Here is a 17,899-nt window from a genome sequence, read left to right as displayed (position 1 = left end):
AGGAATAGAGCCTGATTCACGCCATCGGTGAAAGCGCCGAGCGCTTCCACCTCAGACGATCAGGCTCTAGAAGAACTGCCCGCCCTTCATGATGCGCCGGGCGCGGCCCTGCACCGGCACCTTGTCGAACGGCGTGTTGCCGGCCGAGGCTGCCATCTTCGCCGAATCGACGATCCATGGCGCGTCGGGATCGACCAGGATCAGGTCGGCGGCGCTGCCGGGCGCGAAGCTGCCGGCATTGACGCCAAGGATCTTCGCCGGATTGGCGCTGAGCAGGGTCATCAGCCGGTTGAGGCTGACATGGCCTTCGCGCACAAGGTTGAGCGACAAGGCGAGCAGTGTTTCGGCGCCGGCCATGCCGGGCGACGCGTCGGCGAAGGGCAGGCGCTTGTCCTCCGGCCCGCGCGGATCATGGCCTGATGTGATGACATCGACCGTGCCGTCGGCGACGGCGGCGATGCTGGCATGGCGGTCGGCATCGGATCGCAGCGGCGGCGACAGGCGCGCAAAGGTGCGGAAGTCGGTCATCGCCTGATCGTTCAGGAACAGATAGGCCGGGCTGATGCCGCAGCTGACTTTCAGGCCTTCGGCTTTGGCTGCGCGGATCAGGTCGAAACCGGCCTTGGTCGTGACCAGGCGGAAATGGATGGCGGCGCCGGTTTCGCGCGCCAGCATGATGTCGCGCGCGATCGCCATCGCCTCGGCGCAGGCCGGGGCGTGGGCAAGGCCCAGACGCGTCGCGGTCTCGCCACTGGTCGCCACCGCCTTGGCGGACAGGCCGCCATCCTCGGCATGGGCGATGACGGTGAGCCCCAGCCCCGAGGCGTAGGAGAGGATGCGCAGCATCACGCCCGAATCGGCGATCCACTGGCGGCCGGTGCCGACTGCCTTGGCGCCGGCGATCTGCATCAGGCCCATTTCGGCCATTTCCGTGCCCTTGAGGCCGCGGGTCGCGGCGGCGATCGGGTGGACCCAGAAGTCGGGCTTGCCCGCGCGGGTCGCTTCCCGGATCAGGCCGACCTCGTCCAGCGGCGCGCGCTGGTCGGGCATCAGGGCGGCGCGGGTGATGCCGCCAAAGTGGAAGGCCGGCTTGTCGGTGGCGAAGACGCCTAGGTCGATGAGGCCCGGCGCGACCACCAGCCCGCCGGCATCGACCTGCTGCGCGTCGGCGGGAATGTCGACCGCGCCGGTGGCCAGGATGCGGTCACCCTCGATCAGGACGGTGCCGGGGACAAGGGAGTCGCCCGCCGGATCGGCCAGCTTGCCGTTGACGATTGCGATCCTGCTCATGCCCAGCCTTCCACACCGCGCGCCGTGCGCGTCAAAACATCCAGGCACGCCATGCGCACCGCCACGCCCATCGCCACCTGTTCGGTGATCGCCGACCGATCGGGATCGTCCGCCACCGTGCTGGTGATCTCGACGCCCCGGTTCATCGGGCCGGGGTGCATGACAAGGGCATCGGGCTTGGCGATCGCCAGCCGTTCGGGCGTCAGGCCATAGAGCGCATGATATTCGCGCGCCGACGGGATGAAGGCGCCGTCCATCCGCTCATTCTGCAGGCGCAGCATCATGACGACATCGGCGCCATCCAGCCCGTCTTCCATACGGCTATAGGGGGTGGCGCCCAGCATTTCGACCTCGGGCGGCAACAGGGTGGGCGGGGCGACCGCACGCACCTGTGCGCCCAGCGCCGCGAGGCAGAGCATGTTGGATCGGGCAACGCGGCTGTGCAGCACATCGCCGCAGATGGCGACCACCAGCCCCTCGAACCCGCCCTTGCGGCGGCGGATGGTGAGCGCATCGAGCAGCGCCTGCGTCGGATGCTGGTGCCAGCCATCGCCCGCGTTCAGCACCGGGCAGTCGACCTTGTCGGCGATCAGCGCGACCGCGCCGGAACTGGCATGGCGGATGACGATCACGTCGGCGGCCATGGCGTTGAGCGTCATGGCGGTGTCGATCAGGGTCTCGCCCTTCTTCACGCTGGACGTGGCGGCGGCCATGTTGACGACGTCGGCGCCCAGCCGCTTGCCGGCGATCTCGAACGACAGCAAGGTGCGGGTGCTGTTCTCGAAAAAGGCGTTGATCTGGGTCATGCCCGCCAGCCGGTCGTCATGCTTGCGCGCCTGGCCCTTGTTGGTGCGGGCCCAATGTTCGGCCTCGTCCAGCAGGAAACGGATTTCCCAGGGCTTGAGGTCGGCGATCGACAGCAGGTGCCGGTGCGGGAACAGCGCCCGGCCAGTCAGCTCGGGCGTTGCATCAGGAATGAAGATGTCGGGCATGAGCCGGGTCTTTAGGCCAGGCTTTCGGTTGGGGCAAGGCGGGGAAAGACCCGATCAGGCCCGGCCGCGCCATTTCCCCCACAGGGCGCGATCCTTCAGCACCTCACGCGCGGCATTATGGCCCGGCGCGCCGGTGACGCCGCCGCCCGGATGGGTGCCCGCGCCGCACATATAGAGGCCCTTCACCGGCCCGCGATAGGCGCCATGGCCCAACACAGGCCGCGCCGCCCACATCTGGTCCAGCGTCAGATTGCCATGCATGATGTCGCCGCCGACCAGACCGAACTTGCGTTCCAGGTCGAGCGGCGAATGGATCTGGCGGGCGATCACGCTCTTTGCAAAGCCCGGCGCATGGGCCTCGACCGTGGCGATGATATGGTCGGCCGCCGCCTCGCGCTCATCGTCCCAACTGCGCCCGTCGGGCAGTTCGGGCGCGAATTGCTGACAGAAGAGGCTGGCGACATGGCACCCCTCGGGCGCCAGGCTGTCGTCGATGGTGGACGGGATCAGCATCTCGACGATCGGCGCCTTCGACCAGCCGTCGCGCTTCGCATCCAGATAGGCGCGGTCCATATAGTCGAGCGTCGGCGCGATGATGATGCCCGACTGGTGATGCTCGCCAATGCCGGGCAGACAGGTGAAGTCGGGCAGGGCGGAAAGCGCGACATTCATGCGGAAGGTGCCCGATCCCGCCTTGAACGCCTTGATCCGTTTCAGGAAGTCCGCGGGCAGGTCGGCCGGCTGCATCATGCGCTCATAGAGCAGCTTGGGGCCGACATTGGCGATGATGCTGGCGCCTATCACTTCCTCGCCGCTGGCCAGCTTCACGCCGACGGCGCGGTCGCCATCGACCAATATATGCTCGACCGGCGCCTCCAGGCTGATCTCGACGCCCATCGCCTGCACGACCTTCGCCATGGCCTGGGTGATGGTGCCCATGCCGCCGACGCTGTGGCCCCAGGCGCCCTTCTTGCCGTTCACCTCGCCGAACACATGGTGCAGCAGCACATAGGCGCTGCCCGGCGTGTCGGGGGAGGCGAAATTGCCGACCACCGCGTCGAAGCCGAAGGCGGCCTTGACCGCCTCGCTCTCGAACCAGCTGTCGAGGAAGGTTCGGGCCGACTTGGTGAACAGGTCGAGCACGTCGCGCTGTTGCTCGATATCGAGCCCGGCGACGCGGCGGCCCTGTTTCAGCGCCTCGACCACCATGGTCAGGCCATCGCCGACATTGGGCGGGCTTTTGAGCACCAGGTCGCGCAACACATCGGCGACCACTTCCAGCGCGTCATAATAGGCCGGCAGCGTGGCGGCGTCGCGCGCGCTGAACCGGGCAAACTCGGCCTGGGTCCGCTCCAGCCCGCCGCCCAGCTTCAGATAGCCGCCATCGGGCTGGGGCAGGAAATTGCTGATCGGCCGCTCGATCACGCGATAGCCATGGTCGGCCAGCTTCATGTCGCGGATGACCTTGGGATTGAGCAGGCTGACCGTATAGCTGGCGGTCGAGTTGCGGAAGCCGGGGTGAAATTCCTCGGTCACCGCCGCGCCGCCGACGACATCGCGGCGCTCCACCATGCGCACCGTGTAGCCGGCACGGGCCAGGTAGAAGGCGCAGACGAGGCCATTATGGCCCGCGCCGATGATGACGGCGTCATAGGCTTTGGTCACAACATATCCCTCCCCGAAAAGCGCCGTCATCCTCGCGCAGGCGGGGATCCATCTCCAGCCATCTCCCCATAGGTGAGGTCGGGGGATGGATCCCCGCCTGCGCGGGAATGACGAGAATCATGATAGTCGAAAGACCATCCCATTTTCGGCGCGCGATGCTGGCGCGCCTGCGGAATGATGGTGCGCATCCGTGCGCAGAAATGGCGCAGCGCGACTTCCTGGTCGCTTAAGGGGCCGACGGTGAAACTGTCCGACGCCATGCCCGCCTGCACGCGGGCGACAAGCTCGGTATCCTCGGCATTGACCTGACGATTGATGCGCCAGTTGAGATAGCGGGCCGCCTTCATCTCGCGGCGGTCATCGGGCAGGGCGTAGCTGATCTCGCGGATCAGCGTCTGGGTCGGCGACACCGGCAGCCACTGCATGAAATCCACCTGGTCGGGATAGATGTCGAAGGCGAAATTGGGCCAGAGCTTGAAATAGGTCCAAAGCCTTTGCCGATCGGGCGACAGATGCGGGACGGCCGGCAGGAAATGCTGATAGGCGCGCTCGGACAGGTTGGCGGACGGACGGTCGAGGATCGGCCCCCACATCTTGTCGGCATAGGGGCTGGCTTCGACGCCATAGCCATCGCCCATCAGTCGCTTGAGGCCGGGATGGGCGACCGCGATATGCAGGCCATCGGAATAATTGTCGCCGATATTCTTCCAGTTCACCGCACGCGGGCGCAGCGTGACGCGGCCAAGCGCGCGCAGTTCGGAAAAGCGATAGGGCGCGATCTCGTCGACATAGGGCGCCATCATCTGCGCCACCGACGGCCCGCCATCATCCTCCAGCCGGACGAAAAGGAAGCCGTGGAAATTTTCGATCTCGATCGCGGCAAGTCCATGCCTGGACCGGTCGAGGCTACCATAGCTGCCCGCCATTGGCAGGCCCGTCAGGCATCCGTCCAGACCATAGGTCCAGGCATGGTAGGGACAGACCAGCTTTCTGGTGCGACCCGAGGGCCCGTCCACTAGGCGCGCGCCGCGGTGGCGGCACACGTTGGTAAAGGCGCGGGCTTCGCCGTCATCCCCGCGGATGACGATGATGCTCTCGCCAAGATAGTCCAGCACATGGAAATCGCCCGGCGCCGGCAGGTCGCTGTCATGGGCGACGATCTGCCAGCTCGGACGGAAGATGCGGCGGGTCTCGACGGCGAAAAATTCGGGATCGCTATAGGTCCATGCCGGCAGGCTATAGCCCGCGTCCGGATCCGATCCGCATCCCGTCTCGCCCATCTACCCCGCATGCCCCATTGCAGTTGTACGCTCGTATAACGAGCGGGCGGGGAATTTCCATTATATTTTTGTGACAGCTATTCTCAGCTGGTCCGTTCGGGCACTTCGCCCCAGTCCGACAGGATCGACGCGCGGCTGGCAACCGCTTCCCAGGGGAAGACGAACCAGTCCTTGGTGACGACACGGTCGATCGTGGTCGCGCGATATTCGACCTTGGCGGCCGAGCTGACATTGTCGATCAGCACGGCAAAGCGCAGATGATCGGCTGGCGCGCCGGCCAGCGCCGCGCGCAACTGGTTGATCGTGCGGCCGCTGTCATTGATGTCGTCGACGAACAGCAGGCGCGATCCTTCGACCGCCATCGCCACCAGCTTGTCGAGCAGTTCGTCGCAAAAGCCCACGACCTGGGCCGACAGGTCGACCGACAGCATCGGCTGGCTGATGGCGTGGGACAGATAGGTGGCCGGCACCAGCCCGCCGCGCCCGACGCCGACAATATAGTCGGGCCGCCAGTCCGATTTGGCGATCGCGCCGGCCACGGCGTCGATGTGGGAGAGGAAGCTCTCCATCGGAATGTCGGTCAGGATCGGTTGGGTCATGATATGGTTGCCATCTGCGAATCGGCCCTATCGGCCGCCTGCGCCCCATAGCGCCGTGCCAGCAGGGCACAAGCCATCAGCTGAATCTGGTGGAACAGCATGACCGGCAGGATGATCGGCCCGACGGCCGCTGCGGGGAATAGGACACCGGCGATCGGCACGCCCGAAGCGAGGCTCTTCTTCGAGCCGCAAAATTGCAGCACGATCGCATCCTCGCGGGAAAAGCCGAGCAGCCGGCCAAGCCCCCAGGTGAAGAGCAGCACGATCACCAGCATGGCGATGCAGAGCAGCGCGAGCAGCGCCAGCTCCGCGCGCGAGACCCGGTGCCACAGCCCTTCGACCACCGCCGCGCTGAAGGCGGAATAGACCACCAGCAGGATCGATGTACGATCGACCCGGCCGACCAGCGTCTTGTGCCGCGACACGAAGCCGCCGATCCAGGGGCGGGCAAGATGGCCCAGCACGAAGGGCAGCAGCAATTGCAGCATGATCCCCTCGACCGAGGAAAGGGAGATGAGGTTGCTGCCGCCGCGCTGCATCAGCAATGCCACCAGCAGCGGCGTCAGCACGATGCCGAGCAGGTTGGAGAAGGAGGCGCTGACCACCGCCGCGGCGACATTGCCGCGCGCAATCGCGGTAAAGGCGATCGAGCTTTGCACCGTCGATGGCAGCAGCGCCAGGAACAGCAGGCCCGCGCGCATATTCTCCGGGATCGCGCCGATCTGTTGCAGCAGGATGCCGACCAGCGGGAAGAAGAGGAAGGTCGTGCCCAGAGTCGCGAGATGGAGTTGCCACGCCTTGGCGCCGCCCCAGATCGCCTCGCGCGACAATTTTGCCCCATGCAGGAAAAAAAGCAGCACGATGCCGGCATCCGCAACGATCGAGGCGAGATGGGCGCCCTGGCCGCGGGCGGGCAGGACCGACGCTAGGGCAACGGTGCAGAGCAGCAGGACGAGGAAGGGATCGAGGATCAGGCGCAGGCGAGTCATCATGGTTCCGGGCATAGGGAAGGGGCTTGGAAAAGGATAGACGCCGCCCCATCCTCTGGGCCAACAGCCTTGACACAGAGTATCGGGAGAGAATTTGCGTGAGCGACCATATCGCCATCATCGAGACGAACGGCGTGCTCGAAATCCATATCGACCGGCCCGACAAGAAGAATGCACTGACCGGGCCGATGTACCGGACGATGACGGCGGCGCTTGCCGATGCGTCGAGCCGGCCGGAGATTGGCGTGGTGCTGTTCGCGGGGCGGGGCGACGCCTTTTGCGCCGGCAATGACCTCAAGGACTTCATGGCCGGTCCGGAGGGCGGCGCTGCCGCCTTCGACTTCATCAGCGCCATCGCTGCCTTCGACAAGCCGATCGTCGCGGCAGTGCAGGGGCTGGCCGTGGGCGTCGGCACCACCATGCTGTTCCATTGCGACCTGGTCTATGCTGCGCCCGACGCGCGCTTCGTCATGCCCTTCGTCAATCTGGGCATCGTGCCGGAGGCCGGCTCCAGCCTGCTCGCGCCCGCCATCATGGGCCATGCCAGGGCGGCCGCGATGCTGATGCTGGGCGAACCGATGGATGCGGAAGGGGCGGATCGCGCCGGTTTCGTGACGGCGATCGTGACAGGGGAGGCGCTGCTCGACCATGCCCGCGCCAAGGCGGCGGCGTTGATGGCCAAGCCGCCCCAGGCGCTGATGGCGACGCGCCGGCTGATGAAGGGCGATCCCGCCGCCTTGCAGGCCCGGATCGCGGAGGAAGCCCGGCTGTTCCGCGAAGCACTGGCCTCGCCCGAGGCGCAGGAGGCGTTCATGGCCTTTTTCGAAAAGCGCGCGCCGGTCTTCAAGCGGGCCTGATCGAAGCGCGGCCGGGGGAAGGGATCAGTCCTTGCCCCGGCGCTCGAACTTCAGTTCGCTCACGATCACGGCGGCGATGATCAGCAGCGCGCCGGCCAGCGCCGTGGCGGGCTGGCGGTCGCCCGCGATCCGGCCCAATATCCCGGCCCAGACCGGCTCGCCGGCATAGATCAGGGTCGCGCGGGTCGGCGATACGGTGCGCTGCGCCCAGTTCATCACGAACTGGATCAGCGCCGTCATCGCGCCCAGGCCACAGGCCGACAGGATCACTGTCCAGGAAAAGGGCGGGATTGCCTCACCCATCGGCGCCATCAGGCCGAAGGCGAGCAGCGACGTGACCGCCAGTTGCACCAGCGTGACGCGGGCAATGTCGACCTTGCCGGCCCACAGGCTGATGAAGATGATTTCCAGCGCGATCGCCAGCGTGCTGATCAGCGTCAGCGCCTCGCCCTTGCCCAGCGACAGCCCTTCGCGCGGGGCGGCGATCAGGATCAGGCCGGCAAAGGCCAGCGCGACGCCGACCCAACTGGTCCAGCGCGGCCGGCGCCGCAATATCGCCCATTGGAGGATCGGCACCAGCGGCACATAGGCGGCGGTGATGAAGGCGGATGTGCTGCTGGATATGGTCTGCAGCGCCCAGGTCTGGAGCGTGTAGCCGCAGAAGATGCCAAGGCCGATCATCGACCCGGCCAGCAGTTCGCGCCCCGTCAGGCCGCGCAACACCGGCCAGGCGAGCGGCAGCGCCAGCAGCGCCGCCGTGCCGAAGCGCATCCCCACGAAGAAGAGCGGCCCGCTCTGCTGCATGGCATGATGCACGATCAGGAAGGTCGCGCCCCACAGCACGGTGATCCCGATCAGCGCGAATTCGGGACGGCCGATGATCAGCCGGGGCGCTGGGCTCTTGTCGAGGGCGGCATTGTGCAACATAATGCACATCGCGTTATGAGCAATATATTGCACAGTCAAGTCGAAGTCCCGCGCCCGGACGTTCTTTCCCATGTCGCGGGCAATATCCGCCGCCTGCGCGCCGCCAAGGGGCTGAGCCAGGATGCGCTGGCCAGCGCGGCCGGAGTCAGCCGGCGCATGCTGGTGGGGATCGAGAGCGGCGAGGCCAATGTCAGCCTGTCGACGCTCGACCGGCTGGCGCAGGCGCTGGACGTCAGTTTCTCCCACGTCGTGCGCGCGCCCGACATGCCCGACAATAGCCGGATCGATACCCTTGCCTGGCAGGGCGAGGATGCACATAGCCGCGCGACCCTGCTCGGCACCGTGCCGGCCGCGCGCGAGGCGGAGCTATGGACCTGGTCGCTGGCGCCGGGCGACCGCTACCCGGCCGAGGCGGACGCCGCCAACTGGCACGAGATGCTCTATGTGGTGGAAGGGGTGCTGACGGTCGAGATGGATGCCGGCACGCGCACGATCGCGGCGGGCGACTTCCTCATCTTCAGCAGCGACCGCCCCTATGTCTTCGTCAATCGCGGAACGGACCTGCTGCGCTTCGTGCGCAACGTGGTGTTCTAGGCAGCGCGGACGAATGGCCGGGATGGGTGGGGGAAGGGGCTGGCCCTTATCCCGTCATGCCAGCGAAGGCTGGCATCTCAGGCAGGCGAACGCGACATAAACGGATAGCGCTAGACGGCTGGCCTCTTTCTGCTGCCGCCTGAGACCCCAGCCTTCGCTGGGGTGACGGAGTTGGGTGGAAAGCGGAACGTTCGCTAAGGTTTACGTCGACGCCAAATGGCATAGGCGAGCGAGACTGGTACAGCCGCTAAGAGATATGCACTGGGAAAAACAAATCCCCACACCAACATGGCGGCGAAATCGCTACGGCCGGGATTTCCGTGAACATTTGGATCGTAATTCGTGGGAATTGGCGTCGGATAAACGGCAATATAGGCGGCCGCCCCGAGGCAAAGCATTGGGATGAGCCCCAAGCGCAGTATCCACCACCGCAAAGGGTAAGCTGGCCCAAAAATCCCGCCCAGCAACATACCAAGGCCAATGGTAAATAATGGCGGGATGATAAGGGCAACCGGCATGACCCTATCATGCGCCGGATGAAGCATGTCCGCTAGTGGTTGTTAGCCGCCCTACCCACATCCGTCATGCCGGGCTTGACCCGGCATCCCGCTTTTCTTCGCAATAGATTAGGAAGCGGGCCCCCGGCTCAAGGCCGGGGTGACGATGGCCGCTTCTGATCGAAATCCGACAATCTCCACAGACGTCATCCTGACGAAAGTCAGGATCCATTCTGCACTACGGCGGATAGGGAGCGCTGAAGCGATCCCGGATCAAGCCGGGCCTGAGCCTGTCGAAGGGGCCGGGATGACGAAGATGGAAATAGCCAATTCCAGTCGCGTCCAGGCCGTCCGGATATAGCCTCGCGGCCTGAGGCCGGGCCTCCCCATGGGGAGGCCCGATACGTCTCAATGGCTGTCGTTGCGCAGATCCTTGCCGGCCTGCTCCAGCGAGGCACCGACATCCTGCTTGGCTTCCTTGCCCTCGCGCTTGGCGTCGTCGGCCGCCCGGTCGGTCGCGGCGCCGATCCGGTCCGCGCCATTGTCGATCGCGGCGCCCGCGCGGTCGAGGCCGTTGTCGATCTTCGCGCCAGCATCGTCGACGGCGTTGCTGACGTCATTGCCGATCGCGGAGCCGGCATTTTCCAGATTGTCCGATGCCTTTTCCGAGCAGGCGGACAGGCCGAGGCCCAGGGCGGACAGGGCCGTGATGGCCACAAGGGGTGCGCGCATGATGTCTCCTCATTGCGTTGGCAAGGCTTGGGCAGCGCCGCATCATATCTGACGCGGCGCTGCCTAATCTCTTGTTGTCGCATCGTTTTAAGCGGAAAACCGGTTCCCACTTTTCCGCACGACGCTCCTAAAAGCGCGGCAGCGGCCATAAGGTTGCGTGGTTTCGCGATCAGCCGCCGCTGAGGCCGAACACCATCGACCGGTCGGCATCGGGGATCAGGCCCTCCATCACCCGCCAGAAACCGGTGACGGACCCCTGTCCGGCCTGGGCATAGGCGGCCGCCATCTTCTCGCGCAGCGCGCGGAAAAGCTCGGCCTCCAGCGCGCGGCCGGCGGCGCTGAGGCGCAGCAGTTTCTGCCGCCGGTCGCTGCTGCCCGGCCGGGTCTCGATATAGCCGCGCTCGATCAGGTCATTGAGCACCCGGCCGAGCGATTGCTTGGTGATCGCCAGCAGGCGCAGCAGATCCTTCACCGTCAGGTCGGGCTGGCGCGAGATGAAATAGAGGGCGCGGTGATGGGCGCGGCCCAGGCCCTGCGCCGCCAGCCCCTCGTCGATCGACCGGGTGAGCGCGGAATAGCCGAAATAGAGCATCTCGATGCCGCGCCGGATTTCGTCCTCGCGCAGGAACAGCGGCGAGGCCGGTGCGATCTGGCTGGGCGAGGGGGCTTGGACGGACATCGGCGCGGGTTTCCGGCTGGAGGGGAGGGGGCGTGGCGTTGATCCCTAAGATGGGTTGGGCGGGAAGGAAAGGGAAAGGCGAAGTCCATCGTCAGGAGGGCTTTTCTTTCGTGCATCAGCCGCTATATGGCGGTCCCGCGCTGACTTGGATCGGCGCATTGCTGGGGCGTCGCCAAGCGGTAAGGCAGCGGCTTTTGATGCCGCCATGCGCAGGTTCGAATCCTGCCGCCCCAGCCATAATGCATTGACATAATTTAATTTATTTCGTTTCGCTCGCGATACGTTGCCAATTGCCGTGCCAAATGGCGCAATCTCGCCATTGCGACTTGTCGGTATTTGGAAGCCGACTTGGCAAATGGGGTATGCGCGGGCGCGCCGCGGACTGCACTGATTGCGGCGTTCTAGCGCTTCATCCGATCTGACAGGATCGTTGAGGATTCCCTTGGGCCTGGAAATCCGATTCAACATGCTAGCTGGACGAGGAGGCCAGCCTGGCATGACAAGGTCGATTTCGGAGGCACTTCGTTTTCGGGTTGTCGCGGCGGTTGATGGCGGGCTGTCGCGGTGCGCGGCAGCCGAATGTTTCGGCTGCAAGCGCCGTCGCTGGGTTCGAGAATGGCCAGAGACTGGTTCGACGCGGATATGGGCTGACGATCAGCCGAGAAGATGGCTGCGATGGTCGAATTTTGCCGGAAACCTGCAAGGCCGTGCGAAGACAATACGGGCGGGCACTCTCCCGAAGCGGTAATACCTTCTAATCGCAAATCGGACTTTATCGCCCCTGCCATCCCGCGCCGCCATGCTAGTTTCGGCGCAGGATCGGGGCGCCGCGCGGTGCGAGGCGGCGGTCGAGACAGTGAGAATGAGGCGCCGGCGAGGATGAACGCAGCGACGATCGATCCAGACAGGAAGCGCCCGATCCCCCCGGACGAAACCGGGCTGGTGGCGCTCGCGACCCTGCTCGCCATGCACTATGTCGTCGTCGATCCCCAGGTATTGCGGCAGGAGCTGGGGCATTCAAATCCACTGGACAGCAAGGATCTGCTGCGCCTTGGCAAGCGTCAGCCAGGCGTGCGCGCACGCAGCGTTCGGGCCGATTATGATCGCCTGCAGCGTCTGTCGCTACCGGCGCTCGCGCAAGCGGCCAATGGGCAATGGTTCATCATGGGCAGGATCAAGGAGCATGGCGTCCTGATCCAGCGGCCCGGGCATCCTGTGGAGACGCTGGATCGGGCAGCGCTGGATGAAATCTGGTCCGGAGAGCTGATCCTGCTTGCCACCCGCGCCGGCACCGGCGGTGAGATGAAGCGGTTCGACATAAGCTGGTTCATTCCCCAGATTGTGCGTTACCGCCGCCTGGTGGGCGAGGTTCTGCTCATCACCTTGTGCATCAATCTCCTGGGGCTTGCCGCGCCGCTCTTTTTCCAGAATGTCATCGACAAGGTGCTGGTCCATAATACGCTGGCCACCCTGCAGGTGCTGATGCTGGGCTTCGTGCTGGTGTCCTTCTGGGAAGTGGGGTTTGGCTGGTTGCGGACCCGCCTCTATTCGGAGACCTGCCAGAAGATCGATGTCGAACTGGGCGTGCGCCTGTTCCGCCATGTGCTGCGCCTGCCATTGACCTATTTCGAGGGGCGGCGTGTCGGCGATACGGTGATGCGCGTTCGACAGCTGGAGGCGATCCGCGAATTTCTGACCAATGCCTCGCTGTCGGTGCTGATCGATCCGGCGTTCACCCTGGTCTTCCTTCTGGCCATGTGGCTTTATTCGCCGCTGCTGACCGGGATCGTGTTGCTCACCATACCGGCCTATGTCGCGGTCTCGATCATGGTGACAGGGCCGCTGCGTCGGCGCCTTGCCGAGAAATTCGATCGAGGCGCGGCCAATAATGCCCTGCTGATCGAAAGCATATCGGGCATGCAGACGATCAAGGCGGCAGCCGTCGAGCCGCAATGGAATCATCGCTGGGAATTGCAGCTGGCGGCTTACAGCACGTCCAATCAGCGCGCGATCAACCTTGCCAACAACAGCAGCCAGCTGGTTCAGCTCATCTCGAAGCTGGGGGCGGCGACGATCCTGTTTTTCGGGGCAGGGCAGGTGATCGCGGGCACGATGACGGTGGGGGCGCTCGTCGCCTTCAACATGTTTGCCCAACGCGTGTCTTCTCCGGTCATCCGCATGGCGCAATTGTGGCAGGACTTTCAGCAGGTCCGGCTGTCGGTGGCGCAACTGGGGCTGGTGCTGGATGCGCCGATCGAGCGGATCGGATACTCGCGGACGACGCTGCCGTCGATCAGAGGCAATATCCGCTTCGAGGGCGTTCGCTTCCGCTATGGCGATGAAGGCCCCTGGACGCTGGAGAATATCGATTTGGGCCTGCCTGCAGGCGGGACTTTGGGCATCGCCGGATCCTCGGGCTCCGGCAAGTCCACACTCGCCAAGCTGCTTCAGCGCCTCTACCTCCCGGCAGCCGGGCGCATCCTGATCGATGATATCGACATCGCACAGATCGATCCGACCTGGCTGCGACGCCAGATCGGCGTGGTCCTCCAGGAAAATCTGCTGTTCAACTGCACCCTGCGCGAAAATATCGCGCTTTCCAGCCCGATCGCGCCTTTGTCGGAGGTGATGTCCGCCGCCCGGCTGGCCGGTGCCCATGACTTCATCATGGGGTTGCCGCTCGGCTATGACAGCATGATTGAAGAACGTGGCGTCAATTTGTCGGGTGGCCAGCGCCAGCGGATTGCGATTGCCCGCGCGTTGATGAGCAAGCCCCGTATCCTGATCTTCGATGAGGCGACATCGGCGCTCGATGCCGAGAGCGAGGAGATCGTGCAGGCCAATCTCAAGGCGATGGCCGCGGGACGCACGGTCATCATCATTGCCCACCGCCTGTCCGCGATCCGGGATTGCGACAGCATCGTCACGATGGAACAGGGCCATATCGTCGAGCGCGGATCGCATGAGGAACTGATCGCTCGCAATGGCCGCTATGCCAAACTCTATCGGACCCAGACGCGGACCGGCATGGCGCGGGCGGTGTGATGGGCGCGCAGGGCATATGGGCGACGGGCCGGCAGGCATGGCGTGACGAAAGGGTGCGGGCGCGCACGCTGGTCCGATCCGAGGAGGTCGATTTCCTGCCCGCGGCTATCGAGATCGTCGAACGGCCGGTGTCACCCACGGCGCGCTATACGGCGTGGTTGCTGATGTTGGGGCTGGCCATCGCCTTGTTGTGGCTGATCTTCGGCCAGATCGACGTGGTTGCTTCGGCCCCCGGGCAGTTGATCCCGGCCGATAATGTGAAGCTGATACAGCCTGCGGATGCGGGGGTGGTGCGCTCCATATTGGTGCGGGACAACCAGTCGGTTCATGCCGGCCAGGCGCTGCTCGAACTGGACCCGACCGTGTCCTCGGCCGACGCGATCCAGGCGCGCAGGGCACTGGAAGCGGCCGAGCTGGATGCGGCACGGGGGCGGGCCATGCTGTCCTCGCTCGACGGCCACGGCCTGCGCTTCGTGCCGCCGCCGGGCACCTCGCCGGAAATGACGGAGCTGCAGATCGCACTCGCCCGGGCGCAGCTGGAGGGCATCATGGGCGAGACCGGAGCGCATGATGCCGACCGGCAAGCTGCCTCGGCCACCTATGCCGAAGCGACATTGTCGGCCACCAAGCTGGCCGAAACCCTGCCGCTGGTGGATGAACAGATCGAAGCCAACCAGAAATTGCTCGCCAAGGGCTATGTCTCCAAATTGCGCGTGATCGAGATGCGCCGACAGCGGCTTGGCTTGGCTCGGGATCGGCAGATCGCGCTCGAAACCGCGGCCAAGGCACGCGCGCAGATGGCGCAGGCCAGTGCCAGCCGTACCCAGTCCGTCGGGACGAGCCGCGCCAGGATATTGGAGGATCTGACCAAGGCCGAGGTGGAGGCCCGCTTGCGTCGCGAGGAGATGGTCAAGGCCAGTCGGCGCTCTGCCCTGCAGCGGCTGGTCAGCCCGATCGATGGCACGGTAGCCCAGCTGTCGGTGCACACGGTGGGCGGGGTTGTGGAAGTCGGAAAGCCGCTGATGCTGATCGTCCCGGCGCGCGGGCAACTGGTGGCTATGGTCAAGATATTCAACAAGGATATCGGTTTTGTGCGCGCCGGACAGGATGTGGGCGTCAAGCTCGCGGCTTTTCCCTTCACACGCCATGGCGTGGTCGAGGGGCGGATCGAAAGCATCAGCACCGATGCGGTCGAGGACGAAAAGCTCGGCCTCGTCTATACCGCCAGGATTACGATGGACCGTCAATGGCATACCCGCGACGGTCGGCTGGTCCAACTGGTGCCGGGTATGGAGGTGACGGCCGATATCCGCACCGGTCGGCGCAGCGTCGGCTCCTATCTGCTGAGCCCGCTCCAGGCGGTGCGTGACGAAGCGGGACGGGAACGGTGAGCGCCGCTCCGGCCGCGCGGCCATGCCATGTCCTGTTCGTGATCGCGGGACTGGGCGCGGGCGGCGCAGAACGCGTTGTCAGCCTTATCTCCTCCGCCTGGGTTGCCCGCGGCTGGCGGGTGACGATCATGGCCTTCGATCGGCCACAGGATCCTGTCTATCACCGCTTCGACCCCGCAGTGGAAATCCGGCGCTTTGACATTCCGCCCGGACGCAACCCCGCTTCGACCCTGATGGCGCAAGGGCGACGCATTCTTGCTATCCGCCGGCAACTGAAGGACGCGCGGCCCGATGTCGTGATCTCGCTCCTGACCAAGATCAACGTCCTCACGCTGACGGCGGCGATCGGCACCGGACGGAAAATCATCGTCTCGGAGCGGAATAATCCCCGTGCGCAGAATGCCAATAATGCCTGGAATGCGCTGCTGGCACAGCTGTATCCGTGGGCGGCGGGGATCGTGATGCAGACCCGGGCCAGCCTGGACTGTCTGCCTCAGTCGGCGCGGTCGCTTGCGCGCGTCATCCACAACCCGATCGAGGCCATCGCACCGCCTGCCTCGGCGGCTGGTGCGCAGCGGGTCCTGGTGGGTGTCGGGCGGTTGACCCACCAAAAGGGGTTCGATCTCCTGATCGAGGCCTTTGCCAAGGTCGCGCGCCTGCATCCGGACTGGAACCTGCGTATCTGGGGAGAGGGGGAAATGCGCGGCATGCTGGAACGGCAGGTCGCCTCACTTGGTCTTTCCCATCGTATCGAACTACCCGGAAAGAGCGAGACGCCGGGCGGTTGGTTGGCCAAGGCGGATGCGATGGTTCTGTCGTCCCGCTATGAAGGCTTTGCCAATGTTCTGGGCGAAGCGATGGCGGCGGGCTTGCCGGTCGTCGCCTTCAATTGCGATTTCGGCCCTGCGGAAATGGTCGATAATCTCGTCGATGGCCTGCTCGTGCCCGATGGCGATGCCGGCGCGCTGGCGGCCGCGCTCGACCGGATCATGGGAGATGCTGCGCTGCGCATGCGCCTCGGCATCGCGGCCCGGCAATCGGCAACCCGTTTCGCGTCGCCGGCGATCATCGAACAATGGGACAGGCTGGTCGACGATGTGCGCGCTGTCGCCGGCGCCTAATAGGTCAGGCCCAACCGGATCATGCCCTGCCATTTGCTGAATTCGTCGGCCGCCGTATCGGCTGTCCGGCGGGTATAGGTCGCCACCGCCTCGATCCACATATGGCGGTTGAGCAGATAGCGTGCGCCGCCTTCGCCGGTCCAATAGCGCTGATCGGCATCGAAACTCTCGCGATAATGGACGTTTCGCATCCCGACAGACCCGCGCACAATCAGGTTGTGCCGTACCTCCTGGTCGATGCCCAGGTCGATACGCGTGTCGATGCGTCCCATTGCGCCGGCGCGGATTGTCGCCACATCACCGCGGAAAATATCCAGGCGGACGGCGGTACGGGTCTGCGGGCGCCAGGTCAGCTGGCCGTTGGCGGACAGGCCGGTAAACGCATCAAGGGCAAGGTCGCGAGGATTGGAATGAAATATGCCGATACCAATATTGCCGTTGAGCTTGTCACCCAGTTCCAAGGATACGCCGGCCAATGCACCATAGGTCGTGGTCGAGCGATCGACGCCGTTGCGGTCTGTCTTGAGGCGCGGCTCGCGATCGTTGAGATAGGGCTGGACGAAAACGGCCACGCGCTGTGACAGCTTGACCTGTCCCTTCACCGCGACGCGGTATGTCAGCATGTCGCGATCGGAATCCTCGAGCGAGAGATAGTCGAGCTTCGTCACCCCGGCTGTGGCTGTCACGCCGATGCGCGGACCATCATAGCGATATTCCAGATCGCCGTTGGTCACATTGATAAGCGCTGGCGATTGCGTCAGGTCGGGATTGGCCTCGGGCGCGCCGCGTCTGTCGAAGGTCCGGTCAAAGGATGCTGTCGCCGTCACCCAGTGCCGGTCGCCGAACCCTTTGCGATAGCTTGCGCGAATGCCGAACTGATCGGTATTTTCCTGTGAGGTCTTGGCGTAGCGCGAAAATTCGCCGTAGCCGCGCAGGAAGAACATCGACGTGTCGGTGTCGCGCTTTACCTCCACGCTTGGCCGCACCAGAAAAATGGTGTCGGATTTCCGGTTTTCGTCGGTGGCGAAGATATTGTTGTCGAACCGCACGCCCAGGTCCAACCGGGGTTCGATGACAAAGCCGCCGGTTTGAATGGTGCGCGGCTCATAGCCGGGGCGCGGGAGATCGTCGATCGGGGTCGTGCGGGTGATATCCTGCGCGACCAGGGGCGAGCCGCCGAGCGCGAACGCGATCACGAGCGGCAGGCGACGATAGCGCCAGCGCAAACGCGCTGCGCGACC

At 64.9% G+C, this 17,899-nt stretch carries 16 protein-coding genes and 1 tRNA gene; 6 read left to right on the top strand and 11 right to left on the bottom strand.

Annotated elements, in window-relative coordinates:
• Positions 1-66: 66 nt before the first annotated feature.
• The 6 genes from U0025_RS13370 to U0025_RS13345 all read right to left on the bottom strand — a co-directional run bounded on the left by U0025_RS13370 (position 67) and on the right by U0025_RS13345 (position 6,815).
• Positions 67-1,290 (bottom strand): dihydroorotase, encoded by a 1,224-nt coding sequence (locus U0025_RS13370; RefSeq protein WP_004207890.1) that lies wholly within the window; start codon positions 1,288-1,290, stop codon positions 67-69.
• Positions 1,287-2,282 carry an aspartate carbamoyltransferase catalytic subunit gene (locus tag U0025_RS13365; RefSeq protein WP_004207889.1) on the bottom strand — a complete coding sequence of 332 codons (996 nt, stop codon included), beginning with the start codon at positions 2,280-2,282 and terminating at the stop codon, positions 1,287-1,289. Before U0025_RS13365 ends, U0025_RS13370 begins: the two co-directional genes overlap by 4 nt.
• Before the next feature lie 54 nt (positions 2,283-2,336).
• The gene (locus U0025_RS13360) at positions 2,337-3,947 is read right to left on the bottom strand and encodes a phytoene desaturase family protein (protein WP_037491684.1); all 1,611 of its coding nucleotides are present in this window, start codon (positions 3,945-3,947) and stop codon (positions 2,337-2,339) included.
• A 26-nt stretch (positions 3,948-3,973) separates the two neighbouring features.
• Positions 3,974-5,227: an aromatic ring-hydroxylating oxygenase subunit alpha gene (locus U0025_RS13355; protein WP_004207887.1), complete on the bottom strand. Its 1,254-nt coding sequence runs from the start codon at positions 5,225-5,227 to the stop codon at positions 3,974-3,976.
• Between the two features lie 83 nt (positions 5,228-5,310).
• Positions 5,311-5,826 carry a phosphoribosyltransferase gene (locus U0025_RS13350; protein WP_004207886.1) on the bottom strand — a complete coding sequence of 172 codons (516 nt, stop codon included), beginning with the start codon at positions 5,824-5,826 and terminating at the stop codon, positions 5,311-5,313.
• The gene (locus U0025_RS13345) at positions 5,823-6,815 is read right to left on the bottom strand and encodes a bile acid:sodium symporter family protein (protein ID WP_004207885.1); all 993 of its coding nucleotides are present in this window, start codon (positions 6,813-6,815) and stop codon (positions 5,823-5,825) included. Before U0025_RS13345 ends, U0025_RS13350 begins: the two co-directional genes overlap by 4 nt.
• Before the next feature lie 98 nt (positions 6,816-6,913).
• On the opposite strand from U0025_RS13345, the gene U0025_RS13340 reads away from it, so the two are divergent.
• Positions 6,914-7,672, top strand: coding sequence for an enoyl-CoA hydratase (locus tag U0025_RS13340; RefSeq protein WP_004207884.1), 759 nt, complete (start codon positions 6,914-6,916; stop codon positions 7,670-7,672).
• A gap of 24 nt (positions 7,673-7,696) precedes the next feature.
• Here the strand turns inward: U0025_RS13340 and U0025_RS13335 are convergent, their stop codons facing one another.
• Positions 7,697-8,599, bottom strand: coding sequence for a DMT family transporter (locus U0025_RS13335; protein WP_004207883.1), 903 nt, complete (start codon positions 8,597-8,599; stop codon positions 7,697-7,699).
• A gap of 27 nt (positions 8,600-8,626) precedes the next feature.
• On the opposite strand from U0025_RS13335, the gene U0025_RS13330 reads away from it, so the two are divergent.
• On the top strand, positions 8,627-9,193 hold the full coding sequence (locus U0025_RS13330; RefSeq protein WP_247594422.1) for a helix-turn-helix domain-containing protein: 567 nt from the start codon (positions 8,627-8,629) through the stop codon (positions 9,191-9,193).
• A 194-nt stretch (positions 9,194-9,387) separates the two neighbouring features.
• On the opposite strand, the gene U0025_RS13325 is transcribed toward U0025_RS13330, so the two are convergent.
• From U0025_RS13325 to U0025_RS13315, 3 genes are all read right to left on the bottom strand, one after another.
• Positions 9,388-9,711 (bottom strand): hypothetical protein, encoded by a 324-nt coding sequence (locus U0025_RS13325; protein ID WP_270091006.1) that lies wholly within the window; start codon positions 9,709-9,711, stop codon positions 9,388-9,390.
• A gap of 387 nt (positions 9,712-10,098) precedes the next feature.
• On the bottom strand, positions 10,099-10,422 hold the full coding sequence (locus U0025_RS13320) for a hypothetical protein (protein ID WP_004207881.1): 324 nt from the start codon (positions 10,420-10,422) through the stop codon (positions 10,099-10,101).
• A 169-nt stretch (positions 10,423-10,591) separates the two neighbouring features.
• A complete protein-coding gene (locus U0025_RS13315; RefSeq protein WP_004207880.1) occupies positions 10,592-11,101 on the bottom strand; it encodes a MarR family winged helix-turn-helix transcriptional regulator in 510 nt (169 codons plus the stop codon).
• 162 nt (positions 11,102-11,263) lie between these two features.
• On the opposite strand from U0025_RS13315, the gene U0025_RS13310 reads away from it, so the two are divergent.
• The 4 genes from U0025_RS13310 (at position 11,264) to U0025_RS13295 (ending at position 16,658) form a co-directional block, all read left to right on the top strand.
• Positions 11,264-11,338: transfer RNA gene (locus U0025_RS13310), tRNA-Gln, on the top strand.
• 642 nt (positions 11,339-11,980) lie between these two features.
• The gene (locus U0025_RS13305) at positions 11,981-14,146 is read left to right on the top strand and encodes a type I secretion system permease/ATPase (protein WP_004207879.1); all 2,166 of its coding nucleotides are present in this window, start codon (positions 11,981-11,983) and stop codon (positions 14,144-14,146) included.
• Positions 14,146-15,537, top strand: coding sequence for an HlyD family type I secretion periplasmic adaptor subunit (locus U0025_RS13300; RefSeq protein ID WP_004207878.1), 1,392 nt, complete (start codon positions 14,146-14,148; stop codon positions 15,535-15,537). The genes U0025_RS13305 and U0025_RS13300 overlap by 1 nt, the downstream gene beginning before the upstream one ends.
• Entirely contained in the window at positions 15,534-16,658 is a 1,125-nt protein-coding gene (locus U0025_RS13295; RefSeq protein ID WP_004207877.1) for a glycosyltransferase family 4 protein, read from the top strand. The genes U0025_RS13300 and U0025_RS13295 overlap by 4 nt, the downstream gene beginning before the upstream one ends.
• Here U0025_RS13295 and U0025_RS13290 read toward each other — a convergent pair.
• A complete protein-coding gene (locus U0025_RS13290) occupies positions 16,655-17,884 on the bottom strand; it encodes an outer membrane beta-barrel protein (protein ID WP_037490363.1) in 1,230 nt (409 codons plus the stop codon). The two genes, U0025_RS13295 and U0025_RS13290, sit on opposite strands and share 4 nt — an antisense overlap.
• Between the last annotated feature and the right edge of the window lie 15 nt (positions 17,885-17,899).

It is taken from the genome of Sphingobium yanoikuyae, from assembly GCF_034424525.1.
Classification (GTDB): Bacteria; Pseudomonadota; Alphaproteobacteria; order Sphingomonadales; family Sphingomonadaceae; genus Sphingobium; species Sphingobium yanoikuyae.
The sequence above is the reverse complement of the archived record's forward strand: the minus strand, read 5'-3'. Positions and strand labels throughout refer to the sequence as shown.

Coding starts and splice junctions, on each gene's coding strand:
- U0025_RS13370 (WP_004207890.1), bottom strand. CDS start 1,290: ATGAGCAGGATCGCAATCGTCAACGGCAAGCTGGCCGATCCGGCGGGC.
- U0025_RS13365 (WP_004207889.1), bottom strand. CDS start 2,282: ATGCCCGACATCTTCATTCCTGATGCAACGCCCGAGCTGACTGGCCGG.
- U0025_RS13355 (WP_004207887.1), bottom strand. CDS start 5,227: ATGGGCGAGACGGGATGCGGATCGGATCCGGACGCGGGCTATAGCCTG.
- U0025_RS13350 (WP_004207886.1), bottom strand. CDS start 5,826: ATGACCCAACCGATCCTGACCGACATTCCGATGGAGAGCTTCCTCTCC.
- U0025_RS13345 (WP_004207885.1), bottom strand. CDS start 6,815: ATGACTCGCCTGCGCCTGATCCTCGATCCCTTCCTCGTCCTGCTGCTC.
- U0025_RS13335 (WP_004207883.1), bottom strand. CDS start 8,599: ATGTTGCACAATGCCGCCCTCGACAAGAGCCCAGCGCCCCGGCTGATC.
- U0025_RS13325 (WP_270091006.1), bottom strand. CDS start 9,711: ATGCCGGTTGCCCTTATCATCCCGCCATTATTTACCATTGGCCTTGGT.
- U0025_RS13320 (WP_004207881.1), bottom strand. CDS start 10,422: ATGCGCGCACCCCTTGTGGCCATCACGGCCCTGTCCGCCCTGGGCCTC.
- U0025_RS13315 (WP_004207880.1), bottom strand. CDS start 11,101: ATGTCCGTCCAAGCCCCCTCGCCCAGCCAGATCGCACCGGCCTCGCCG.
- U0025_RS13305 (WP_004207879.1), top strand. CDS start 11,981: ATGAACGCAGCGACGATCGATCCAGACAGGAAGCGCCCGATCCCCCCG.
- U0025_RS13300 (WP_004207878.1), top strand. CDS start 14,146: ATGGGCGCGCAGGGCATATGGGCGACGGGCCGGCAGGCATGGCGTGAC.